Below are 25,092 nucleotides of genomic sequence, written 5' to 3' on the forward strand. Positions count from 1 at the left end.
GAAATCACGCAGCGATATTGAGCGGGTCGCTCGCAGCTGCATCCAATCCAGAGTTCGAGGCCAGGAGGCCCCCAGCTAACTCGTAGATTTCCGCGGCAACTCGTCTCTTCGTATCGACGTCTAATTTGCCGAAGGAAATGACGACACGCCGGCCTGCATCTTTGCTTGTCGACCGTTCATTCATGCCTTCGCCGAGAAATTTGCCGATATCTCTCGCGGTCACTCCTGGAGACAGGCCCCCAGATGCGACAAGGTCGTTGAACTTGCCGGTCTGCATCTGAGCGAGCTTGTAGATTGTCGTCCAGCAGTGCGGCAGAAGACGCAAATGCGGCCTAAGGCGCGACGCGTTCTTGCTGATTGTGCGTAGTTTTTTGTGATAGGATTTACCCGCAGCAACCCCGACCCGGGCGCAGAAAGACCTGAAGTCCTCCTTAGAAAGTTTATCCTCTGCGTCTGCGAGGGTCGTGGCGAGGTCCAGAACCGAGCCGGTAGAATCCTGCCTTAGATTCTCGAATCTTTCCGCGTAGTAATCGACGCCGTCGTTTGTCACAACGGTTCGATCTTGAACCGCAAAATGCGAACTCAAGTTCGTAACTTCCTGATCCATTATATTGAGGCTCCTATGAGAGGCTTGAACGTCCAACCGACGTCGAAGCAATGTCACGGAGTGGCTCGTTTTTCACGGACCCAAACTTCGCAACAAAGAAGTGTTCGCGACGGAACCCGAGCTTTGCGCTTTGGTGGTTGGACCAGCTACTCTGCTTACGCTTTATTCGGACGCTAACCTGATCGATGCCTCTCAAAAGCCAACGCTCTGGTAGTAGGTCTGTCCCGAACGCGGGTTCAATTTTGAACCGCGCAATTTTCGAGGAGTGATGCGGCAGGAACATTCGGCCACGCTACATCCAGCGGGAAAGCATCGGATGATTGGATTTCAGCACGCCACCGTGCATTTTTAACAAATTCATGATTCGCAACTCCGGGAGGGTCGCCGACCAAATGTCCGAAAAGCGCTTTAGCGATCCAAGGCTCGCTTACCATCTTTGGTATGAATTTCTCCGGCGTGCAAAGGAGAGTGACAATCCGGAAGTGCTGGCAGCTATGGAGGCTAGCGAGGAGTTCTATGAGGCCTGGGACCTTGTTCCTTACCAAGACTTTGATACTTGGTGGGAGAAGAACGATATGCTGTTTGAAGAGATGGACTATGTCAGGGAGTTGGAGCCGGGCGAATTGCCGGAAGATAACCGCTCGCTAATCCTTGAAATCCCGCTCTACAAATCACCTACCCAACTGACAAAAGAGGTAGGAGCTATCATCCAAGCTGCGTACCAGAAAAGAGGAAAAACGGGAAAGAAAGACAAGAGGACATCTCGTGCTCTTTTCCACCTATCAGCTGGTTCTGAGCCGAAGCTCGGCGTCCTTGTTAATATCTTAGCCATCTATGACATTTGGAGGTTCAATAAAATGCTGAGCAGTGAAGAACTGCTCGAGGAAATACAAAAGCATTTTCTCAGCGGTTATCCAAATAAGCAATTGTCTGAGATTCCAGCTCCTTTCCGCCCACGAAAGAACGTCGATATCGTTGGGGACAAGCTTCGCATGCTCAAAAATGTGAGGGAATACAGAGACAGGGGCGAGAAAATAGTTCTCAACGTGGCAAACGGACTTTTCCCTGGCGAATAGGTGGCGGGCAACCTCTGCGAGCTGCTTGCGGTCGTGAGCTCGAAGATCAAGACCGGCGTTTTCTGACAAGGACACAAAAGTGCGGACGTGGATTTTTCAGGGTAATCCAGAAATCTTCGATATCGATGGCTATCTTCATGACGCGGTAGACGAAATCTCCTGGCTTGTTAACGCCTATCACCGTGACGTCGATGTAGGCGACACCGTATATATTTGGAAGGCTCAAGGGAGAGAGAAGGAGAAGGCCGGGATAGTTGCCGAATGTGAGGTCCTGGAACAGCCTCGCTTACAACCCAACGACCCGGCAGCGTTACGATTCTGGAGAGATGAAGAGAAAAGAGGTGTCGCCATTCGGGTTCGAATGAAACTTTTGAGAGTGGCAAACAAAAAGGAGGCGCTCAAGCGAGACTGGCTTTCCGACGACAGTGTATTGCATAACCTCCTTATTCTCCGCAGACCCGCCGGAACGAATTTCTCCGTCACAGACGGCGAGGCAGCGCGACTAAAGGTCTTGTGGTCCAAGATTGGACAAGACTGGAAAAGGGACGAAGTCGTAGCTGCGTTGCATCTTTATGCGAGCATTTGGGACAAGCCGATCTCAAAGACCGTAGGTTCGCCAGTTGAGCGCTTTTCGCAACGGCTCGGTCGAGTCTCAACTGGCGTTTATAATAAGCTTATGAATCTGCGTTCGATTGATCCGAGAGATGAGCGTAAGGGACTCCCTGGCGGCTCGGCGATCGATCGTGAGGTATGGGCAGAGTTTTTCGACATCGCAAAGAACGACATTGATCAGCAAAGACTGAACCATGAGTACGAGCGGCTTTGGGAGTCGTTGAAATCTCCCGAAGCGAGCGAGTTCTCATTTGACGAGGAGATAAGCAGACTCGAGGAAAAATCTTTTGATCAGCTTATGGACGCTTACCGAAGCGGAAAGATCGTTCGGAAGCCGAGACGCGAGGAGGTTCAACAGCTGGTCTACGAACGCCGCCCGCTCGTCATTGCGATCACCCGGAAAAGGGCGGGATATTTCTGCGAAGTCGAAGGCTGTCCATCTCCAACCTTCGTCACTGACGGCGGCGCGAAATTTGTCGAGGTGCACCACCTCACCCCGCTTTCGCAGGGCGGAGAAGACATTATCGAGAATACAGTTTGCCTCTGCCCAACCCACCACAGAGAGATACACCACGGCAAAATGCGGGAGCGTCTGACCTCGTTGTTGCGAGCCAAACGTACCTTCGCCGACTGATGATTTAATGTCCATTCCATCATCAGTTATTCTAAAGGATTGTTTTTTAAGAGAGCGGACCGTATCTGCCCTGTACCGCTGGGCGAAATTGATTATAATGAAGCTCCAGACTCACAAATGATCATCAGTCTGGAGATCATCATGGCCCTCGGTAAACAAGCGAAGACCCTCTCTAAGGGACAGGTCGACGCTCTTCTAAGCTACGTCGCTCGAACACGTCATCCCATCCGGAACCGCGTCATCGTACTCCTCTCAATAAGAGCCGGGTTGCGTGCGAAGGAGATCGCGTCTCTGACGTGGGACATGGTCACTGATTCTGAGGGGCTGGTCGGAACCGCAATCCACCTTCAGGATAGCGCTTCCAAAGGGAAGTCGGGTCGGATCATCCCAATGAACTCGCAATTGAGGATCGCACTTCAGGAATTAAAGGAAACTAGTTCCGTCGTTCGCCCATCGTCCTTCGTGGTCACGACCGAGAGGTCTACCTGGACATCGGCCCAGGGCATCGTGAACCTAATGGCCCGCTGGTATGCCGAGTTGGGCTTCAGCGGGTGCTCAAGCCATTCGGGACGCCGGACGTTCATCACCAACGCGGCTCGAAAAATCTCGACTGTCGGTGGATCGTTAAGAGACGTGCAGATGCTGGCGGGGCACTCGAATCTGTCGACGACGCAGCGCTACATTGAAGCGAATGGTGACGCGCAGCGTAGGATAGTGGAAGCAATCTGACGTTCAGATTTGGAAAGGAGCGTGAAAAAATTGACGCTTGCTGCTGCCTCGGGGTTTGCTTCGCGCGAGACTAACGACCCGAAGGTTTTCGTGGAGGGGTTTAAACCCTGGATACCGGACGGCCGGTGCGCTGTGTCGCCTCCAACGCGAGCCATGTTTAGGTGGGCAATGCGGTCCTTCGATACAAGTGTCCTCACGGCTCATGCCGCCGCGCCTAAAGGCCGTCATCTGCGCAAGGCGGAGCAAATCCTGAGCCTCGGCGAAGGACATTCGACCTCTATGCCAGAAATTGACAGCCTCACAACCTAAGATGAATTTGATGCCTGTCGAGGCGATTCCCTTAAGGATTGAGCATCACACGTATTGGAGCAGAAATTGAGGAACCTCGACGGCCGTACTCTACTATCCGCTTCGGACCTAATGCGCTTCATGGGTTGTGCTCACGCAACCGCCCTCGATTTGGCCTACATGCGCGGGACCAGTCCAGAGCCACGAAACGATAGCGAGGATGCAGCGCTGCTCCAAAAAAAGGGCGACGCCCATGAGGCGGCGCATCTTGCGCGGCTCAATGCAGCTGGACGCGGTGTTGTGGAGATCGCGCGAAGCGACCTGGCCTGCAACGCCGAAACTACGCGGGCGGCGCTGGCGACTGGAACAGAAGTAGTGTTTCAGGGCGCGTTCCTATCCGGTAACTGGGGCGGCTGGGCGGATTTTCTTGAGCGTGTCGAGAAGCCCTCTGCGCTCGGCCAGTTCAGCTACCAGGTGGCTGATACCAAGCTGAAGCGCAGCGTGCATCCCAAGCATGTGCTTCAACTAGTGCTTTATTCAGACCTACTGACCGAAATTCAGGGCGTGGCACCAGAATTCGCCCATGTTGAACTCGGTGATGGCACCCGAGCCACCTTGCGGCTGTCGGATTACGCCGCCTATGGGCGCATCGCGCGGACTCGACTCGAATGCTTTGTGGCCGATCCGCAGCCAACACGTCCCATCCCGTGCGTGGATTGTGGGCTTTGCCGTTGGGGCGACCATTGCGCTGACATTTGGGACGCAGAAGACAGCCTGTTCAACGTGGCAAACATCAGCCGTGGACAGGTAAAGAAGCTGGAAGCGGCGAGCGTCAGGACCATGGAGGCGCTCGCCAGTCTTGACTATCCAGTTCGCGGCATGGCGGAACACACGCGCTTCCGTCTGGTGGCACAAGCTCGGCTGCAACATTCCCGTAAGACAGGCACACCCTCGTTCGAACTGCGCGTCCCGGAGCCTGGCAAGGGGTTCGATCTGCTGCCTGAACCGCAACCGGGCGATCTGTTTTATGACATCGAAGGCGACCCGCATTTCGAGGGTGGTCTCGAATATCTGCATGGCGTCTGGTTCGATGGCCAGTTCCGCGCCTTCTGGGCGCACGATCATGCTGCCGAAGCGCGGGCACTCACCGATCTGTTGGATTTCTTCCGTGCGCGTCTCGCGGCATATCCTGCCGCGAGCATCTATCACTATGCGCCCTATGAAATCACTGCGCTGCGGCGGCTGACCACGAAATACGGCATCGGCGAAGCCTTCCTCGACCGTCTTTTGCGCGAACGTCGTTTTGTCGATCTGTTTGCAGTCGTGCGCGGGGCGCTCATCGGATCTGAGCCCAATTATTCCATCAAGTCGATGGAGGCTTTCTATGGCCGCAAGCGCGACGGCGAGGTGAAGACCGCCGGGGGCTCGATCGTCGCCTATGAGCGGTGGCGCGAGACCGGCGATCAGCAGATCCTAGACGAGATCGAGGACTACAATCGCGTCGACTGCATTTCGACCGAGGAATTGAGGGTCTGGCTGGTTGGCATTCGGCCTGCGGGACCCTGGCCGTCGCTCGGCCAGGACGCGAGTATGAAGGAGGTCGAAGAGGATGCCGACACGCAGGCCCTGCGTTCGGCCCTCTTAGCGTCCGGCTTGCCGCAAGACCGACAGGACGTGTTGTTCAAACTCGGTCTCTTCCACAAGCGCGAAGCGAAGCCGGCGCAATGGGCGGTTTTCGACAGCGTGGGCAAAGACGAGGATGATCTTATCGACGACCTCGATGCTCTTGCCGGGTTGGAAGCCACTGGCTCGGCTGTTCCAGTCAAGCGCTCGATGGCACGCACCTATCGCTTCCCGCCGCAGGAGACGAAATTGCGGGGCGGCAAGAACGCGACGGTGCCGGTCTTTGACGGGCCACCTGCTACGATCAGCATTGAGGCTCTTGACCGGACCGCGCGCGAAATCACGGTCAAGGCAGGCCCGGCGAAGGCGCATCTTCTTACGGACCGTCTGACGCTCCACCCGGACTGGCCGCTCAACACCGACGTCATTGCCGGCGCCTTGCGAGATGTGATTGCCGATCAATGCGGGCCGCGTCGGTTCACGGCGGTCGATGATCTGCTCTCTCGCGCTGTGCCCCGCCTGACTACCGGCGCGCGGCCCGACCTGCTGGACGGCGCCGATCCGACTCTGGGCACGATTGCAGCTGTAAGTGCGATGGATGGGACGGTTCTGCCGATCCAGGGGCCACCCGGCACGGGCAAGACTTTTGTCACCGCTCGCGCGATCCTGTCGCTGGTGCGCAAGGCTCATCGCGTCGGCGTCGCATCGAACAGCCATGAGGCCATCCGCAACGTGCTGATGGGTTGTCTCTCGGCGCTAGAGGAAGACGATCCTGATACAGCGCTGGTGAACGTCGAACTGGCCCACAAAGTCAGCGGTGGCGAAGACGGCTATCCCGAAGGCTTCACAGGAGTAACGCGGGCGACGTCGAACGATGATCCCGCGTTGACGCAGGCACATGTCGTCGGCGGAACCGCCTTCTTTTTCTCACGTCCCGAGTTCGAGCAGTCCTTCGACTGGCTCTTCGTGGACGAGGCCGGACAGGTCGGACTTGCCAACATGGTGGCCATGGGACGGGGTGCCCGCAACATCGTGCTTGTAGGCGATCCGCGTCAGTTGCCGCAGGTCATTCAAGGGGCGCATCCCGAGCCCGCGAACCTGTCGTGCCTTGACTGGATGCTTGGCGATCATGCGACGGTTCCGCCTAATCGCGGTATCTTCCTGCCGGTCTCGCGCCGCATGCACCGAGAGGTCTGCCGCTTCGTTTCAGATCAGGTCTATGAAGGGCGGCTCTCCAGCCATCCCGACACCGCTCGCCAATGCGTAACCGGCACGTCGTTGCCCGAGGCTGGGGCCTTCTGGGTGCCGGTTACGCATGAAGGCAACGCCCAAATCGCACAGGAAGAAGTCCTCGCCATTCAAGCCGCTGTGCGTGACCTATTGTCCGGCGCCTGGACGGAGAAGGACAGCACAACTCGGCCCATGCGCGAGCCGGACATAATCGTCGTCGCTCCCTATAACGCTCAGGTGAACGCCCTGCGGGACGCGCTGCCCGAAGGTATCCGCGTCGGGACGGTTGACAAGTTTCAGGGCCAGGAAGCGCCGGTGTGCCTTATCTCGATGACGGCGTCGTCGGCTGAGGAGACGCCACGCGGCATGGAATTCCTATTCTCGCTCAATCGCATCAATGTAGCGGTTTCGCGCGCCAAGGGACTTGCGCTCGTCTTCGGAGCGCCGCGACTGCGGGATGCGAAGTGTGAGACGGTCGGGCAGATGCGACTGGTGAATACGCTCTGTGCGTTGCCAGTAAGGAAAGAGGATTGAATGTGGAAAGACATTGAGGATCGCATAGCGGAGAACGAGATTGAGAAACCGAACGCGAGACGTCACGCATTGCTAGCGGTCATCCGCGACAGCGGCTTCCGACCCAATGGTGGCGCGACGAAATACATGGTTGGTTTCACGTACGGGCCCGAGGTCACCATCATCTGGGAGTTAACCGGCCAAGCCCGAAATTTTTTCGTCGCCCCAAAATGGCGAGACGCAATCGAACGCGCGCGCCTAGAATATGAAGGAAAGCCTTTTATTCAAGGAGTAAAGGACGGGGGGCGGCACTCTGGCCTCAACAGGCCTTGGTCTTTTCCAGAATCTGACTGCCTTTGCGTGAAAATTAACGAGCCTCAAGACATTCGTGTTCTCCTTGCTGCGCTCGGCAATAAAGACTCGGAGCCGAATGAAGATTTTTCTCGCCGCAACATCGAAGCCGCAATGGATGCCTTTGACCGCTATCGCCAGAATGGTGACCACGTCGACATCTTTGGTCATTTCGGTGATCCGCGCGACTATTGGGTGCGCTCCACGCGCGAGCGTGGCAGTCGCGTGTACCCAACCAAGCCTCTTGTGGGTTACATCCTGAAGAAAATCGAACTGAACGGTGGCTGGGGGCAGAAAATGGATGCAGCTGCCCGGCTGCATAATGCGGGCTTCATTATTGTGGATGAAGAGAACAGACCCATTTCTCCTCCAGAACGTTACGATCACCTCATTCGCGATGCAGACCGCACACGGCTTTGCGCGCTGAACTACTACATCGAACCAGCCCGTGAAAGCGGTGCGGGAGAGGTCTCGATCCGCGCAGGGAATTTGGCAAAAGACATGGGCCTGCAGAACGCATTTCCAGTCATCTGCAGCGCGTTAAGCGGCGAGAAACTACAGAAGCTCGCCAAAGTCCCGGTGCCTATTCACACCGAGCCAAATCCTAGCAGCTCCACAGTTTTCACATACCAGCTCGCCGGGCCAGAAGGGCAACAAATCATGGCATCAGAGCCGTCTGTCAAGATGTCCTCGCCCACCAATCTGATCCTCTACGGCCCTCCAGGGACCGGTAAGACCTATGCGACTGCTTGGGAAGCGGTGCGGCTGTGTATGGGCGAAGCAGCGGCGGCCCCGCTGCGAAAGGACCGAGACGCGCTAATGACGGAGTATCGCCGTTTAGCCAGCGACGGTCGAATCGAATTCGTAACCTTCCATTCGTCGTTCTCGTATGAAGATTTCGTGGAGGGGCTCCGACCGACGACCGAGTCTGAGTTGGCAGATGACGAGCGGGGCGACACCGTGGCCTCAGGCGGGTTCAGTCTCAAGGCCCATCCTGGCGTGTTCAAAGTGATCAGCGAAAGAGCCCGACTGGATACGGGAAATGCCGTGGCAAAGAGGCTCGACCGCTCGAGGCCGATCTACAAGATCGCCTTGGGGCAACGCGGAACCCAGGAAGACTGGATACGTGAGGGGCTCGACCACTCGCTAATCCATATTGGTTGGGGCGGTGATATTGATTGGTCCGATGACCGGTTCGATAATTTCGAGGAGATCAGAAAGGAGTGGAACGCGAAGCATACGAACGCTTCTGGCAAGGATCCCAACATTGAGATGACCTTCGCGTTCAGGTCGGGTCTCCAGATCGGCGATTATGTGGTTGTTTCGGACGGTAGAGACAGATACCGCGCGTTTGGGAAGGTAACGGGTGAGTATGAATTCGAACCGACCGCGAGCTTTCACCGTCATAGACGCAGGGTCGAATGGATTTGGAGAGATAACAACGGGGCAGAACGGGCAGCTTTCTATCCTAAGAATTTCAGGCGGCAGGCAGTGTATCGACTGGATCCGGATTTGGTTGATTGGGACGCCCTAGAAACGGTTGTTATAGATCCGAATGCGGAACGCCCTGTTGCAGGCGCAAGGCCACATGTCCTCATCATTGATGAGATCAACCGAGCGAATATCTCCAAGGTTTTCGGCGAGTTGATCACGCTGCTAGAGGTAGACAAACGTCTTGGCTGCGAGAACGAAGTTAGAGTCCGGCTTCCCTATTCCGGAACGAGCTTCGGCGTTCCGCCGAACCTGCACATCGTCGGCACGATGAACACCGCCGATCGCTCGATCGCGCTGCTCGATACCGCGCTCCGTCGCCGGTTCGCCTTCCGCGAATTGATGCCGGACACCTCAGAGCTTCAGAAAGCTATGGTTGCCAGAAAGCTCGACGCTGACAACCTCGACGGCATCAATCTCAACAAGCTGCTGACCACGATCAACGAGCGGATCGAATATCTCTTCGACCGCGAACATCAGATCGGCCACGCCTACTTCACCAGGTGCAGCAGTCGGGCAGATGTGGAGGATGTAATACGTCACAGGGTTATCCCGCTACTAGCTGAGTATTTCTACGAGGACTGGTCGAAGGTGGCCGCTGTGCTCGGCGACAGTGCCGGGGCAGTCAACGCCTACTTCCTCGAAGCAAAGACGCTGACGACTCCCGTGGGTTTTGATGATGAAGTCCGCAGCGAAAAAGTGCGCTGGACAGTCAAAGCGGAATTCGACTTCTTGGAGTTCGAATCCTGATGAAGTCCTACTCGGTCCGCGAATGGGAGAAGCTCACCTATGGTGACCGTGACGGGCAGATCCCCGAACAATTCGCAAATCGGCTGGCTACATTGGCGCTACGTTCTGAATTTGCAGGCAGGGGCCGAAGCGGTGTGCTGGAACACGGCAGGCACGCGCTGCGCGCGCGAGGCGTGGTCGGGATCTTGGCCGCGAAGGACTGCAGTCTGGAGATTCTGCCCAAGATCGATATTGCGCCCGGGGAGAGTAACAACCATCAGAATGCCGCGATACGGAAGCACTTAATATACATGCTGGCTGTAGCGCTCGATCTGAAGATAGAGCTCGGTTCGGTCACGGATCTTGCGTGGCAGCGTGAGAATCTTCTCGAAATCCTGATCCGCATCTTCTGTGAAAAACTTACCGAGGCGGTCCGCAAGGGGATGCCACGCCGTTATGTCGAGGAGGAAGACGACCTGTCAGCCTTGCGTGGTAGACTCAACGTTGCGCGCCAGTTCACCCGTCATGCAGTAAATCCATCGCGTCTTTCGTGCCGATTCGACGTTCTTTCCGAAGACACTGCCTTGAACCGTATCATGAGGGCAGCGGTCACACACTTATCGAGGATATCGCGGAGTTCGGCAAATCAGCAGCGGCTACGCGAATTGGCTTTCGTATACGCGGATATCGCAGAAAATATGGTGTCAGCCCTCCGGTGGGATGAAGTTGTGATCGATCGGACCAATCGTCGGTGGCAAGAGCTACTTGGGATGGCCCGACTTTTCCTGTTGAACCGCTATCAGACAACCACCACCGGCGCGGGCCTGGGTACCGCGTTGCTCTTCGAGATGAATGCTCTGTTCGAGGAGTATATTGGGCGCTTAATATCCCAGTGCCTTGCGGGAACTGATCTGACCGTTTCGTTGCAGGGCGGACGGCTTTTCTGTCTCACCGCGGAAACTACTGAGCGAAGGCTTTTCCAGACGAAGCCCGATATCCTGATACGGCGAGCGGGCATTGTGACCCACGTGATCGATACAAAATGGAAGCGGATTTCTTCCCGAATTGACGATCCAAAACAGGGTGTCTCGCAAGGCGATGTCTACCAGATGATGGCCTATGCACAGCTTTACCGCGCCCCACGCTTGACACTCCTGTATCCGCATCATCCGGCGCTGGGCAGCGCGGATATCATTCACGCTCGACACCGAATAACGGGGCGTGAGACCATCCTTGAGATCGCAAGTTTCGACGTGGCAAACGGTAATCACGTGCTCGATCGAATCCGACGTCTAATTCAAGTCGACGAGCCAGTTGTTCAACCTACGACATGATGTATCAATTCGCTTTGAAATCGTCGCTCCTAATTCGTGTCGAAGGTCCCTCTTGGTTACGACATGGCTGCGAGATTGGTTGTGGTAATGCGGATGAAATGGAAGAGCGCAGCTATGGGCAAAAAGGACTTGTGTCCGATTTCCGATCGGTAACGAAATCACTTAGCTGAATGGAAGAAGCGAATAATGATTTACGCCAGCCGCGACATCAGTGAAATCGAAACCGACGCGCTCGAGGATCTCGCTCGCCGCTATGACGAACGTGGCTTAACAGAAGGTGGAACACATTCGCTCCGCGAAGTGAATATTGAACTTGCTCGTCACCAGGCTCGCATGACGTGACGCCGAACGCGACAAAGCAGTAGTGGACGGAATTCATACAGTCTCAAACTGACCTACGACATTTAGCCGCCTTACCCTGCTGCGCATTCGATTCGCGATGCATCCCGCAGCGTCCGAAGAACGGGACAACCGAGATCTTTTTGGTGAGGGGCACCCATTTGACCAGGCTGTCAGCTCGACGGGGATTTGCCCCGTCGAGCTTTCCATACCACTTACCGTAGATTAAGAAGTGCTCCGCTGCTACTCTACCGGCCGCTTTTAATAACGATCGGCTCCTTTTGCCTTTAGGAATTCATCGAAACTGAGCCTATCGGTGACGCCAGATTCCACGTAACTTGGCCAATTTAAGAACAATAAATTTGAGATTTCTGTAAAAACCCAGGCATTTATCGCCCCTTGAATTTCTTCGGGGTAGTCGTCCAATGGCTCGCTGTTGTACTCGTGACAGAGCTGTAGCAGCTTTTGGTTGTATTCCTTATTGATAGGATTGTTCGCCTCATTAAATCCATGGTGCTCGATAGTCCATCGCTCGTCCTCTGGGTAGCTCAACAGCCAGCTATTGGGTTCTTCTCGATTGATCTCGTCTTGATGTTTACGTGCCTCGTACCACGCGTGCAAGTCGCCCGTAATCATCCCTCCTGCCTCAACTGGTAATTCGACCTCTGCAACTGTCTGTGGTGCTGTCCGCGCTTCAGACACCTCAACGTTCGCGTTGCTGCTACCGCCAAGCGAAGCATCTTTGTCCGAGCCAAATTTGGCTGCATCCTCACTCATTTCGATTTTTCCCTTTACTAAAGACTGAGTGCTCGAAATCACGCAGCGATATTGAGCGGGTCGCTCGCAGCTGCATCCAATCCAGAGTTCGAGGCCAGGAGGCCCCCGGCTAACTCGAAGATTTCCGCGGCAACTCGTTTCTTTGTATCGACGTCTAATTTGCCGAAGGAAATGACGACCCTCCGGCCTGCATCTTTGCTTCTCGACGATTCATTCATGCCTTCTCTACTCGCAGGTGTTCCGAGAAATTTGCCGATGTCCTTCGCGGTCATTTTCGGAGAAAGGGTTCCCGATGCGACAAGTTGCCTGAAGTTATCAGCCTGCATCTGAGCGAGCTTGTAAATCGTCGTCCAGCAATGGGGCAGAAGCTCTAAATGCGGCCTGAGGCGCGAAGCGTTCTTGCCGATCGTGCGGAGTTTCTTGTGGTACGATCGTCCCTTGGCTACCCCTGCCTCGGTGCAGAATGACGCAAAGTCCGTTTTCGTGAGCTTCCCTTCGGCTTCGGTCAAAACGTTTGCGATGTCGATCACACCCGCCGCTGACTCTTTTCTGAGTGAGTTAAACCTCTGCACATAGTGATCCACGCCATCGTTCGTCGGTTCGGTTCCATTTTGAACCGTCGATGCAGCATTTAGTTCGATCTCGTCAGACATACTCGAATCTCCTTGCTTTCGGCCAATAACGCCGACTTGGGAGACCCTCTCACAACGGAGATTGCTTTTCTCGGATCAAAGATTATAATCTGCCAGATGTCCGATTCACTAAAATGTCCAAAACGACCCAAAGTCCAACTGAGGGGACGGCTCGTCGAACTCGAAGAGGCCTATCTCCTCTGGTACGAATTCCTTTGGCTCGCCAGGTTCAGCGAAGATCCCAAGATCTTGGCAGTCCTGAAAAAACGCGAAAAATTCTATGAGCCGTGGGGCGACGAATATTTCTTTCCCGAAGAATGGTGGGAATCACACTCGGAGCTTTTCGAAGAGATCCACGTTGTGCGCCGACTGGATCCAGATCAGGACAAGTCGAGAGCCCCAAACGCTATTATCGTCGAAATTCCGCTGACCCAATCGCCAACGAAACTGTCTAGGGACGTTAAGGAGATCATCAGCGCCGCTTGGGCTGAAAGGGCATCGACAAGGACGAAGCAGAAAAAGAATTCAACGGCGCGTTATAGAATGACGGCAGGGTCCGAGGTGAAAAGGGGAAAACTGGCGGACATTCTTAATGTCTATATCTCAACCTTGGACAAGGGAAAGCTGCGAGGGGAAAGACTCCTCAAAGTCATTCATGCTTCGTTCGAAACGAGAGCCGCGCGCAAAGTTGCCAAGATTCCTTCAACCCTTCTGTACAACCCGGACGACATCGCCGATACAGAGCGCGCGTTGAAAGCCGCAAAGCGATACATTAAGAAGGCTGAGAAAATCATGCTAAACGTCGCCAACGGCGAGTTCCCAGGCGACTACCAGCCCATCCCATCTGGAAAATGACCGGGGAGCGAACGCTCCTCCTCGATGGGATTTCAAGAGAACGCATTAGCGCTTCAGCGGACTGATGATCTAATATCTATTCTATCATCAGTTATTCTAAAGGATTGTTTTTTAAGAGAGCGGACCGTATCCGCCGTGTACGGCGGGACGAAACTGATTATAATGAAGCTCCAGACTCACAAATGATCATCAGTCTGGAGACCCTCATGGCCCTCGGGAAGCAGGCGAAGACTCTCTCTAAAGGACAGGTCGACGCTCTCCTTAGCTACGTCGCTCGAACACGTCATCCCATTCGAAACCGCGTCATCGTACTCCTCTCGGTTAGAGCGGGGTTGCGCGCGAAGGAGATCGCGTCTTTGACGTGGGACATGGTCACTGATTCTGAGGGATCGATCGGAACCGCGATTCACCTTCAGGATAGCGCCTCCAAGGGAAGGTCGGGTCGGATCATCCCGATGAACTCTCAGCTGAGGGTGGCCCTTCACGAATTGAAGGAAGCCCGACCCGTCGTTCGCCCGTCTGCCTTCGTGGTCTCGACCGAGAGGTCTACCAGGACATCAGCCCAGGCCATCGTTAACTTAATAGCACGCTGGTATGCCGAGCTGGGCTTCAGCGGATGCTCAAGCCATTCGGGACGCCGAACGTTCATCACCAACGCGGCGCGAAAGATCTCGACTGTCGGTGGATCGTTAAGAGACGTGCAGATGCTCGCGGGACACTCGAATCTGTCGACGACGCAGCGCTACATCGAGGCGAACGGTGACGCGCAGCGAAGGATAGTGGAAGTGATCTGAGGGTCGTTATCGGGACAAAAGGAAAAAAATGGATGCTTGTAGCAGCAGCACTATTGCGAGCAGGATGGTGATCACAGATTGCGCTGATGAAGATCGAATGACGGGCGTATTGCTCGCGTGCCAACGGTGTTTGTTTCGTTCGTAAAGCGGCTCAATCAATGTTCGCCGTGCATCCCCGCACTCATGCCACCGGAAACAGTTCAGGAGTGTTCTGCCTGCGAGGCTAACGACCCAAGGGTTTACGTTGAGGAGTTTAAACCCTCGAAGCCAGATGGCTGATATGCTGTTTTGCTCCCGAATTACGGGGCTCTGAAGCGCACGCGGGGGGTCTTCCGAGACACAGGTGTAGAAATCTGGCCTTGCAACCGACCTTGGCCATTCCCATTTCACCTTGAACGTTACGGATCCTAGGCCATGCACATCAATTCAACCGAGTTTCTCGGGCTGGTCACCAAAAACAACTGTTATATTCTGTTCGAGAAAGGCGTGCCGTCGGGTCGTATCAAGCGGGATTTTATCTCGCTCACGACGCAAGACGGTCGTGCTCTTGCGTTGAGCACGCCGCAGGGCTTCCAATCTTGTCCTGTCGAATTGCCCCGCGCGATTTTTGATGATTTCCTTGTGGCCGGCCTCATTGAACAGGACGGCCTCGAAGATTCCGAGGGCCGCGTGGTTTTTCGGCTGACCTCGGACGGATACGCGCGCGCTGCTACATAGACCTTCCTGAAAATTTTGGCCGAGCGCGTGGGGCGACGATAGGCGCTACTTTTTGCGTTGAAGGTTGCCGATCAGAGTGTCACCCTACAGAGGTTGTGCTGTTCTGCGTTCTGTTGGCAGGACACATGGAACGGATCGTCTCTTTGCCGCTCAACGTGAATGCAATTATTGCAAATCAAGGGGTGCGACTGGTGGGCCGCGCTGATCGGTGCGATCGGCACCGGCGAGTTCGAGCGTGACTTGATGCGCGGCCGCACCGGCGAGCGCCGCGAGCGCGCCAAGGCGCGCGGCGTTCACATGGGACGGACCCCGCCCTCACGCCGCATCAGCGCGCCGAAGCCTTGCGAGACCTCGCCAAAGCCAACGCGACGCAGGCCGACCTTGCGTGGCGGTTCAATGTGAGCAGAAGCACGATTTCACGCCTGAATTGAGGACACCCGTATGTATGATGCTCCCACCAAAGGCGACCTTGATCGCAATTTATCGAGGATAATGCACGCTGCGCACCACAAGGCGCAAGCGGAGCGAGCCCGTCTCACCAGTGAGGCGGCGGCCCGTGGCTTGGCCTCAAGCGGCGTCCTTATTAGTTCGGTTGTGGAATGTGTCGATAAGATTCATGCGGAATCTATCGAGGAGGCAATGCGCATCATTCGCGATTTTGCCAGCAGGATGAACGTTCCTCCGAAGGAAATCACCCCTTGGGCTCGCCCGCATCTTGAGAACCTTGCCAACACAGTTTTGGGGGAAATCCCATCAGCGGGATTTCCACAAATCCAGCAACAAATGCGCAGCCAATACACCCTAGTTTTTCAGCATAGGCTCGACGGCGCGCTTCGAGACATCGAGATTGGATTTATTGGAGGCCGCGCGGTCATGACCGAGTCTCAGAAGAACCAAGACAAGGCATGGCGCATGCTGAACAGTCTCTATGATAGGAATCGTACCAGCTCAGAGCCCATTTTCGTGTCGGAGCTTTGTTCCATCACTGGATTGACCGATGAGGAATCACAAGCGGCTTGGCGTTATTTGAAGGACAAGGGGCTTATTCAGACGTTTAGCATTCCGGGCACAGCGCGGATCAATGCCAGCGGGATTGATGCGATTGAGGGCGCGCAACGCCATCCGGACGAGCCGATTCCAGGCTTTCCGTCTGTCAGCTATAACATCGTCAACAACACAACCAATATCGGTACAGCGATTAACTCTCCGGTGCAGCAAGCTGGCGAACGTGCGGTGCAGAGCCAGCAGACTGCCTACACCGCGGAGAACCGAGCCGACCTCGTCCGGTTTGTTGATGAGTTCACAACTCACCTCCATGAGCTAAATCTTGATGCGCGGGACAAGCAAAAAGCGAACGCACAACTTGCAACCCTTCGCGCGCAGCTCACCGATGAGCCAGATCAGATCATTGTTCAACAGGCCGGGCGCACACTCCGCAATCTGACGGAGGGCGCTATCGGCAGCCTCATTGCGACCGCTGTTCAGCCGACGGTTTGGAGCTGGGTCGCGGAAGTTATGGCTAGACTGTTTTCATAAAATGCATTTGCCGATGGCATGGGTTCATAGGCCAAGCTGTCCATGATCGGAAACTTTAACAGAGGTCACCAATGTCTGAGTCGTCTGAGCCGGGCAATGATCCTGACAACGAAGCTCCGAAAGGACTTCGCGGAGGTCGAGCAATTCGAGCAGTCCTCAATGCAGCGGGCGGCGCTATCCCATTTGTAGGCGGTATTTTATCGGCGGGCGCGGGCGCATGGTCGGAACAAGAACAGGAGAAAATAAACACTTTTTTTGAGCATTGGCTGAAGATGCTACAGGATGAAATGGTTGAGAAGGCTCAGACCATATTGGAAATCATGGCACGTCTCGACATGAATGACGAAAAAATCGCCCAACGTGTCGCAAGTCCCGAATATCAGTCGTTAGTGCGCAAGGCTTTCCGAGATTGGTCGGGGACTGAGAGCGAGGAAAAGCGCAAATTTGTTAGGAATATCCTCGCAAATGCTGCCGCCTCCAGCTTCACCAGCGATGATGTCGTGAGGATGTTTCTCCAGTGGATAAGCATATACAGCGAGATGCATTTCACTGTCATTTCGTCGATTTATAACGACAAGGGGGTTACCCGTGCGCGGATATGGGAGAAAATTGGCAAGGATGAAGTTCGAGAAGATTCTGCCGAAGCCGATTTGTTCAAGTTACTGATCCGTGACCTCAGCACGGGCAGCATTATTCGCCAACACCGTGAGAAGGATTACACAGGCAATTTTTTGCGTGTGCCCGCGCAGCGCCGCCGCAGGCAACCAGCGTCCAACACCGTTGAGTCCGCGTTTGAGGACACCAAAGGATATGAACTTACAGAGTTGGGGCAACAATTTGTGCATTACGCCATGAGCGATCTTCCCATTCGGATCGAGTTTAAAGTAAATGTGGATGCGCCGGAGGCGGCGTGAAAACCAGTCGTAGTTTCATAATGAGCGTTACGCGACGTCGCAAAAGGTGGAAGTTTCGCAATGAGTTTCCGCCGCAACGATCAAAGCCACGAAACCCTTGCGGAGATTGGCCGCAGTTTGCCGGCAGCGCTCACGCAAGAGAGCCGTTAACTCGACCGTGTCGTGCCCGAATGGGGAATTTAACCGGTCAGCACGGTTTCGGGCGCGCCGCCTGTGCAATGCGCCTCTTGCCTTGAATGACGTGAGTTGTCCGAATCTGCTTAGCGCCACAACCCGACTTTCGCAGCGACACCAAACCCCAACAGAGTTGACGCCCCCGTGTGCCGCCGCTTCAAGCGTCCGATCTCACCCGGGCGTAGGAGCCCGGCGCGTCCTCGATTACGGTCAGCCTGCCGTCGCCGGGCTGGCGCGCGGGCATCCGGCCGGAGGCGAAGCCCGTCACCCATTCGTCCCAGATCGGCCACCACGAGCCCTGCTGCGCAGCGGCGCCAGAGAACCATTGGTCGGGCGTCGCCGGCAGGTCATCGTTAGTCCAATGACCGTACTTTCCGCCCGGCGCGTTGATCACCCCGGCCATATGGCCCGAGGCGGCTAAAACGAATTTGACCGGCCCCTTGTAAAGATGGGTAGCCGCATAGGTGGACTTCCACGGCGCGATGTGATCCTCCCGCGTCGACAGGATGAAGGTCGGCGTCGTGATCTGCGTTAAGTCGAGCGGCACGTCGTATAGGCGGATGCCGCCGGGCTTCGCTAGCAGATTCATCTGATACATATTGCGCAGGTAGAAAGAATGCATGGCTGCCGGCATGCGCGTCGAGTCGGCGTTCCAGTAAAGGAGGTCGAACGGTAAATGCTCCTTGCCGAGGAGATAATTTCTCACCACAAAGGACCAGATCAGATCGTTCGAGCGCAGCATGTTGAACGACATCGCCATGTCCTGCGCCTCAAGATAGCCCCGCTCCTTCATGCGCTCATCGAGCGAAGCGAGCTGCTCATTGTCGATGAACACCGCCATGTCGCCGGCATCCGCGAAGTCGACAAGCGTGACGAAATAGGAGGCGCTGGCGATCCGCGCGTCGCCGCGCGCGGTCATATAGGCAAGGGTTGAGGCGAGCAACGTGCCGCCCAGGCAATAACCGACGGCGTTGACTGAACGTTCGGCCGTCGCCATCTCGATCGCGTCGAGGGCGGCGAGCGGACCCTCCTGCATGTAGTCCTCGAAGCTCTTCTCGGCCAGCTTCTCGTCGGGATTGACCCAGGAGATGACAAAGACCGTGTGGCCTTGGTCAACGGCCCATCTGATGAAGGAATTCTTCGGCTGCAGGTCGAGCACATAGAATTTGTTGATCCACGGCGGCACAATCAGCATCGGTCGGCGACGCACGTCGGGCGTCGCCGGCGTATATTGGATGAGCTGCATCAGGTCATTCTGGAAGATGACTTTGCCCGGCGTCGCCGCTATGTTGTCACCGAGGCGGAACGCCCCCATGTCGGTCATGGTGATTGACAGCCGACCCTTGCCGCGCTGCAAATCCTCAAGCAGGTTCTCGAGTCCGCGCAGAAGGTTCTGTCCGCCAGTCTCGAGCGTCGCAGCGAGGACCTCCGGATTGGTTGCGATGAAATTGGACGGGGAGAGCGCGTCGACGAACTGGCGCGTATAGAAGTCGACCTTGCGCGCGGTCGCCGGGTCGAGCCCCTCGACGCCGCGCACCGCCGCCAGCACAGCCTTGGCCAAAATGAGATAGCTCTCTTTGACGAAATTGAAGACCACGCTCTCGGTCCAGTCGGGATGTTTGAAGCGCTTGTCCTGCGGCGGTTCTTCGGTCCCGGCGCTATGCCCCATCAAGCGCTCGGCCGTCGTCTGCCAAACGCGCAGGCTATCGTTGAATAGATCGATCTGGGTGCGGGCGATCGCCGCCGGATCGGTCATCATCTTCGTCGTCAGTTCGATGAAGGCGCGGGGTAGCGTCGTCACATCGCCCATGCCGAGCTGCGCGATATCCGGCCGATCGAGCAGGAAGTCCTGGACGAGCCGCTGGCTCTGCTCGGCGATCTTGCCCAATTGCGTCGCGAGAGCGGCTGGATCCCATGTTGGCTGCGTCGAATTCTGAGCCATATGCCCACCTGCGGTCCATTCAGCGTCCATGCAATCCTTGTCATACCATCTGGTCAAGTGCTGGGCGCGAGCGGACTCTCCGAAGGTCTTTTACGGGTCATGAGCACCCATTCGGCGAAGGGCGGAGAGGTGCCAGAAGGGGACTCTTTCGAAAGCCGCTCGTTGCTTGGGTTCTGATCGCTTACTCCCATGATCGATTTTTCATAGCCTTCGACGCCATGGTGTATCCGCCACTGGCGCCATCGATAAAGTGGATGTGAGCAAGGCTGTTGGTTTTCCCCCTTAAAGGACGGCCGATATTCTCATTGGAAAGCAAGAAGCACGTCAAAAGTGCATATCGTTGTATGAACGTTCCATATCGGGCGAACTCAGCGGCTGTTTCAAGGCGCCGATCCAACTCCTCGGCGAACGCAGGCGAGCAGTCGAGGGTCAGGTACAAAGCATCGTCAAACTTGCGAAAGTCTGCGTTCGTAATCATGCTCTCCATGTAGACATCCATATCGCGACCTCCAGCCTTCGGTCGAAATTGGAAGGCGAGGTAACTAAGCGTGTAAAGTAGGGTTGATTTTATCCACGCCATCCAACGCCAGTCGCCGGTCGCGGTCTTCGCCGCTGCCTCAAGTTTGATTGCCTGCGCGGCCGGACCGGGCACCAACGCGTTCAATGTCACGGGGTTTCCCGAGTTCTCTAGTGTCGCGATAAGGGCGATGATCTCTTCCATCAAGGCAGAGAAACGCGGATCCGACCCACGTGGAGCGATCATTGCAGACAGAATAATGCCATGCTTGGCTGGGGCGAGGCCCCAGCGACAGCTAAGCCCGGACAGGTCTGGCACGGCTCCATTAGATGCGGAATCCAGAAGATGGTTCCCAGCTTTGACCTGATCTGCAAACCAACCTAGGCCTCCACCCGAAAACATTGCGTAGACGCAATCAGGTCCGGCTTCGTATCGAACGACGCAAACGTCGGCACCAGCGGCACGGATCGACGAAACTGGCAACATTGCGACGCGCAGTTCAAGATTGAATTCAGTCTTTGAATGAGCCGCCATCGCTTGAAGCGCCTGCGATGCAGCGTCTGCGTCATTAGGGTCGACCGCGAAGCTTGCGCCGTCGCCGCCAAACACAAAGGGGAACGGGCGGCGTTCAATGGCATTTGTGATGGCAGAAATGACGCCAGCCCCCACCATATTAACCGCCTTATACCTCCCTTGCTCGATCGCGTTTGTCGAGCCGACGACATCTGCAAATCCGACAACCCAGCCATCTGGGAGCGGAACATGGTTTTCTGGACGCGCGGCGACAGAGAAAGAGGAAATGACCGGTAGGCTCGAGTAAAAGCTGGTTGATTCATCGACCATAAAATCGGTCTCATCATTCCATGGGAGTCGGCGTGATTATGTCAAGCCACATACACTCTATCGAAATCGCGCCTTAAGTGGAACCGCGGTCAAACGTCCGATTTGATAACTACGCACTGTGGATTTGCGCCTACCGGATCGTCCGCTACGGGTCAGGAGCAGCCTTTCGCGGACGGCCGCTTCGCACCAGAAGCGGACTTTCGGCGTCCAGCATTGCCGATGACCGGAGCTGGCCGGAACAGCACTTCCACTTTCGATGGGATCTCGGGGGGGAACCTGAGGGAACTGGCCGGTCCCAACGCGTCAATAGCGCGTCCCAAGCCTTCACTGACTCCGGCTACGAGGCATGGCAAATTGCCTTAACGCATTTTAGAAGTTGGCTGAAGAGCAGAACGCAGCGATCGAGACATTCGACGCTGACCGGAAGAACGGCTACCCGAAAAGCAGGACGGTAGACCATAGGCGGCGGGGACGATTTGGACGCGGGCCAACAACGCGAAGTGCGCGAGCAATAACGAATGACCGAAAACCCTTACGAGCGCTGGCTCCGCACCGAGATCGACCTGTGCCTTCCCGTCATCGATCAGCAGCGGCTGAACGCCATATTGGGGGAGACGGCCGCCCGGGTCTTTCAGGGTCTCGGCCAGGGGCCGGTGCCGAAGGTCATTCTCGATCTCGAACATCTTCAGGCGGCCGATTACGGCACCTTCGAGGGTGTCACCGACGAGCAACGACAATTTATCTCGAAGCTGCATGCGGCGGAGCCAATCCGACCCGAGGAGATGATGTTTCTTGCCTTGCGCTCGTTATTTCAATTCACCTGGCCGAAGCCCCAAAGTGAAGACGATATCCGATTCGCCGCGGCCTACGATTTTGTGCTCGATCAGGTCCTCGTCGACACCGCGCTCAATCTAGCGGGACAGTTCCGCGGACCAGACGCTCTGCTTCCCTATTGGGGCCAACTCAGTTTCTTGCGCGTCATGGTCGGTGTGCCCTTGGACAATATCACGCGCTATGGGCTCGATCGGGTGTCCTGCACGCTGGTGAAGCGTGCGAAATTCAATGCGACGACCTTCGTGCTCGATGGTGGCGCGCTCATCGGCATGAACTACGCCCTTGAGCCCATCCTCAAACATCTCAATAGGTATCTGCTCCACTATTTCTGCACGCGAGAAATGGCTGGGCCGAAGCGCCTTAGCAGGGCTTGGGAAGGCATCGTGCCGACCGTGCTGCATTTCTGGTCGGACGTGGCGGCGACGAGGCTGACTAGTTCATCGACCATGCTCTACGATGAAGAGATGGGCATCATGGCTCATCGACTGACCGCCGAACAGCTCGATTTCATCGTCATGCACGAGCTCGGCCATTTCGCGCTCGACCACCCTCTTCGGCTGAAAGCCGAAAGTGTGCCAGGGCGTGACGTGACGACAATCCGTCACAAGTTCGAATTTGAAGCCGACGCGTTCGCGCTTGGCCTGATGCGCTCGAGGCTCGTCAAGATACGCACTGCGTCGGACGCGTCGAGCGAAGCGAGCGCGGACGTCACCCGAATCAGCGATGTCACCGCTGCGCTTCATGACTATCGGCTCAGCCTCGGCGCGGTGTATCTTTTATTTGCCTATATGGATTTCATCCAGCGCGCTGGGGAGTTCCTGCGGGAGAGGCTGGGTGGACGGATCGAAATGCGGACTCAAATGGACACCCATCCACGGGCGAGCGCACGACTGGAGCATCTGGAACTGACAAACCTTGGCGAGTACCTCTACACTAGCCCGCTCGAACGGTACGCCACAGGCTTCTTGCAGAGTGTCTTGGACTATGCGGCTGGCCTGGATGACCAGAGCTTGGTGAACAGCGTTATAGCGCCGGTCTCATGATTGCGAGGGTCGGCTAAGCGGCGGTAGGTTGTGCCGAAGGTCCTATTGATTCCGCTTTGGGTCAAAAGCAGGTGCAGGTCAAAGGCTGTCCAAAACCAGACCGTTGAGCGCCCGCTCGGATTCAGTCAACAAATTTCAGACGATAATGTTCATTTGTAAAAACTGGATAGGATCAATTGTCGAATAGCTCACGTCCCTCGGTTCCCTCGGGCCGTCCTTCGGTATCTCAGTTTGGTCAAGGATTGAAGGATTCGAGATTGAAGGAATGAATTGGATCAAAAATCAGATTGAAGGATAGGGTCTGATTGCGGAGCGTTTTTTGAACATACTTCGGCTGTCCGCCGAAGTATGGTGATTCATCGTCGCTTGCGTCTAGCGCCTTCGTCACACACCCTGATTTGGAACACTCCTTGAAGGAGTACGGGGCGGTTGAGCGATCTCCCGTTTCTGTCCAGTTCATAAACGCCAGCATCATCGGAGCCAATCAGGCGACTGCCGAGTGCTTGAAGGTCGCAAGTATCAGCGTTGCCTTCATCGTGCTTCGAGAGGCGTGCTCTCTCCGCTTCTTGCAGATCATCATTTCAAAAATTCGTTGCACCCTCTCTGAGATTTTCTGACGGCTTGGGTTGTCACGCCCACGAGCAGTCTCAACAGGTTTGGTCGCGCATATGTCTCGATCTGACGAGATATTTATAAAACCTGTCTCGGTATGGTGTCCGCGCTGGAATTTAATTTATCGTAATCTCCCCGTCGGTTCGGACGCGAATATCGTTCGACATCAGACATCCACGATTAAACAGACTAAACACGCCGCGGCGTGCCTTTGGATTTGACCAGTCATTTGCTAGAATCGGATCTTCATCGGAGTGAACTGGATAGCTGAAGTGGCGAACGACTTTCACGAATTAAGGGAGCAGGCGCTTTCCGGCGAGCTTTTTGAACTCATAAAGACGGCAATCAAAAATGCATTCCGGTTTGATCTCGGAACGCACAAAAGGACACGGTTGAAACAGGCCGGTGTAGCTGGCAGTGGTTCACTTCTTCACGGCGAAGTAGCAAAAGCCCACGCTGCCACGTTGGCCGGCGAACTGCGAAAGAGAGCCAAAAGAGTCGGGCCGGAAGAAGCCAACGACCGCTTTCGCTTCATGACGGTTTTGCAGGCCGTCGTCGAACCGGACACAGAGAAGGTTCGTGAAGCTGTCGAAGCGATGGAACGCGATTTCAATTACACCGTCGGTCAGATGGGCGTATGGAGTCGTGGAGCAATCGAGCTTGAGATGGTCAATCTGACTATCCTGAAGAAGATCAGCGAGCTGAATGACAGCGAGGCGCGCAAACTCAAAGTGCTCATCGATCTAGCTGAGCTGGAAGAGTTTGATGGCCTCATGATCCCCGTTTCTGGCGCCATCACTCGAGTGCTCGTTCATTCTCACGTCGTCGTTGACTTGGGTTCCGATCATGAGAACGCTGAAGCAGAACTTCGAAAGCGCATCCAACGACGGGGATGCTGGAGCAAGAAATATCAGGTGGAGATAAAGGGGCTTTTCAAATCCAGGAAGGTTGCCGACAACCTGGACAAGATCGCCGCTTACGTGACTAAGGGTGGCAATGAAAACCTCCGATACAATGCCGGCTTTGGACGTGACTTAGCGGAAGACGTCGAGGCGAAAATGTGGAGAGCTGGACTTGGGCGAGCGGACAGAACCGGTGAGACAATCGAGGACGAACGCGGACTTTCAGCTGCTGAGGTTCAAGCGCTCGATGCTCTTTATGTATGGCTGATGAAACGACGAAAAGATAACCGTGGATATATAATTGGATCGAAAGGGAGTTGGTAACTCATTACTACGTCGCCGGACTTCATCTCATCGACATGAACATCCGATTTCTGATATCTCTCTTTTCAAGGGTTCAATTTTGACCCCGTCCATGGCAGCGTCTTCGGCGTGCGGTCAACG

Annotated in this window: 20 protein-coding genes; 15 read left to right on the forward strand and 5 right to left on the reverse strand. The window is 55.5% G+C overall.

The genetic code is table 11. The features are described from left to right. Positions 1-4: 4 nt before the first annotated feature. The gene (locus tag ACPS74_RS13405; protein WP_239754991.1) at positions 5-607 is read right to left on the reverse strand and encodes a hypothetical protein; all 603 of its coding nucleotides are present in this window, start codon (positions 605-607) and stop codon (positions 5-7) included. A gap of 392 nt (positions 608-999) precedes the next feature. Here ACPS74_RS13405 and ACPS74_RS13410 point away from each other — a divergent pair, with 392 nt between their 5' ends. The 7 genes from ACPS74_RS13410 to ACPS74_RS13440 all read left to right on the forward strand — a co-directional run bounded on the left by ACPS74_RS13410 (position 1,000) and on the right by ACPS74_RS13440 (position 11,559). Next, positions 1,000-1,683 (forward strand): hypothetical protein, encoded by a 684-nt coding sequence (locus tag ACPS74_RS13410; protein ID WP_036241932.1) that lies wholly within the window; start codon positions 1,000-1,002, stop codon positions 1,681-1,683. 79 nt (positions 1,684-1,762) lie between these two features. Continuing rightward, complete coding sequence (locus ACPS74_RS13415) at positions 1,763-2,929, forward strand: EVE domain-containing protein (protein WP_051381795.1); 1,167 nt, start codon at positions 1,763-1,765, stop codon at positions 2,927-2,929. A gap of 117 nt (positions 2,930-3,046) precedes the next feature. Continuing rightward, positions 3,047-3,658, forward strand: a complete 612-nt coding sequence (locus ACPS74_RS13420; protein ID WP_239754990.1) for a tyrosine-type recombinase/integrase — start codon at positions 3,047-3,049, stop codon at positions 3,656-3,658. Positions 3,659-4,078: 420 nt separating this feature from the next. Beyond that, complete coding sequence (locus tag ACPS74_RS13425) at positions 4,079-7,333, forward strand: TM0106 family RecB-like putative nuclease (RefSeq protein WP_051381818.1); 3,255 nt, start codon at positions 4,079-4,081, stop codon at positions 7,331-7,333. Then, complete coding sequence (locus ACPS74_RS13430; RefSeq protein WP_244471435.1) at positions 7,334-9,904, forward strand: AAA family ATPase; 2,571 nt, start codon at positions 7,334-7,336, stop codon at positions 9,902-9,904. Next, positions 9,904-11,217, forward strand: a complete 1,314-nt coding sequence (locus tag ACPS74_RS13435) for an McrC family protein (RefSeq protein WP_029651431.1) — start codon at positions 9,904-9,906, stop codon at positions 11,215-11,217. The genes ACPS74_RS13430 and ACPS74_RS13435 overlap by 1 nt, the downstream gene beginning before the upstream one ends. 186 nt (positions 11,218-11,403) lie before the next feature. Then, positions 11,404-11,559, forward strand: coding sequence for a hypothetical protein (locus tag ACPS74_RS13440; protein WP_157055276.1), 156 nt, complete (start codon positions 11,404-11,406; stop codon positions 11,557-11,559). 258 nt (positions 11,560-11,817) lie between these two features. Here ACPS74_RS13440 and ACPS74_RS13445 read toward each other — a convergent pair whose 3' ends face one another. Continuing rightward, entirely contained in the window at positions 11,818-12,333 is a 516-nt protein-coding gene (locus ACPS74_RS13445; RefSeq protein ID WP_239754970.1) for a hypothetical protein, read from the reverse strand. A 38-nt stretch (positions 12,334-12,371) separates the two neighbouring features. Continuing rightward, a complete protein-coding gene (locus ACPS74_RS13450) occupies positions 12,372-12,986 on the reverse strand; it encodes a hypothetical protein (RefSeq protein WP_029651986.1) in 615 nt (204 codons plus the stop codon). Between the two features lie 12 nt (positions 12,987-12,998). Between ACPS74_RS13450 and ACPS74_RS13455 the strand changes: the two genes are divergently transcribed. The 6 genes from ACPS74_RS13455 to ACPS74_RS13480 all read left to right on the forward strand — a co-directional run bounded on the left by ACPS74_RS13455 (position 12,999) and on the right by ACPS74_RS13480 (position 17,781). Then, positions 12,999-13,820, forward strand: coding sequence for a hypothetical protein (locus ACPS74_RS13455; protein ID WP_036242350.1), 822 nt, complete (start codon positions 12,999-13,001; stop codon positions 13,818-13,820). Positions 13,821-14,002: 182 nt separating this feature from the next. After that, on the forward strand, positions 14,003-14,614 hold the full coding sequence (locus ACPS74_RS13460; protein WP_244471445.1) for a tyrosine-type recombinase/integrase: 612 nt from the start codon (positions 14,003-14,005) through the stop codon (positions 14,612-14,614). Positions 14,615-15,028: 414 nt separating this feature from the next. Beyond that, positions 15,029-15,331, forward strand: coding sequence for a hypothetical protein (locus tag ACPS74_RS13465; protein WP_029651989.1), 303 nt, complete (start codon positions 15,029-15,031; stop codon positions 15,329-15,331). Between the two features lie 159 nt (positions 15,332-15,490). After that, on the forward strand, positions 15,491-15,733 hold the full coding sequence (locus tag ACPS74_RS13470; RefSeq protein ID WP_051381852.1) for a hypothetical protein: 243 nt from the start codon (positions 15,491-15,493) through the stop codon (positions 15,731-15,733). 39 nt (positions 15,734-15,772) lie between these two features. Further along, positions 15,773-16,867 (forward strand): hypothetical protein, encoded by a 1,095-nt coding sequence (locus ACPS74_RS13475; RefSeq protein WP_157055308.1) that lies wholly within the window; start codon positions 15,773-15,775, stop codon positions 16,865-16,867. A 71-nt stretch (positions 16,868-16,938) separates the two neighbouring features. Further along, positions 16,939-17,781 carry a hypothetical protein gene (locus ACPS74_RS13480; protein WP_051381853.1) on the forward strand — a complete coding sequence of 281 codons (843 nt, stop codon included), beginning with the start codon at positions 16,939-16,941 and terminating at the stop codon, positions 17,779-17,781. A gap of 331 nt (positions 17,782-18,112) precedes the next feature. Here ACPS74_RS13480 and ACPS74_RS13485 read toward each other — a convergent pair whose 3' ends face one another. After that, the gene (locus tag ACPS74_RS13485; protein WP_029651992.1) at positions 18,113-19,897 is read right to left on the reverse strand and encodes a class I poly(R)-hydroxyalkanoic acid synthase; all 1,785 of its coding nucleotides are present in this window, start codon (positions 19,895-19,897) and stop codon (positions 18,113-18,115) included. A 181-nt stretch (positions 19,898-20,078) separates the two neighbouring features. Beyond that, positions 20,079-21,257: a DUF3095 domain-containing protein gene (locus tag ACPS74_RS13490; protein ID WP_029651993.1), complete on the reverse strand. Its 1,179-nt coding sequence runs from the start codon at positions 21,255-21,257 to the stop codon at positions 20,079-20,081. Between the two features lie 518 nt (positions 21,258-21,775). On the opposite strand from ACPS74_RS13490, the gene ACPS74_RS13495 reads away from it, so the two are divergent. Further along, on the forward strand, positions 21,776-23,134 hold the full coding sequence (locus tag ACPS74_RS13495) for a hypothetical protein (RefSeq protein WP_029651994.1): 1,359 nt from the start codon (positions 21,776-21,778) through the stop codon (positions 23,132-23,134). Between the two features lie 884 nt (positions 23,135-24,018). Further along, on the forward strand, positions 24,019-24,972 hold the full coding sequence (locus ACPS74_RS13500; protein ID WP_029651996.1) for a hypothetical protein: 954 nt from the start codon (positions 24,019-24,021) through the stop codon (positions 24,970-24,972). The last annotated feature ends 120 nt before the right edge of the window (positions 24,973-25,092 follow it).

The organism is Methylocystis sp. SB2 (assembly GCF_049817085.1).
Classification (GTDB): Bacteria; Pseudomonadota; Alphaproteobacteria; order Rhizobiales; family Beijerinckiaceae; genus Methylocystis; species Methylocystis rosea.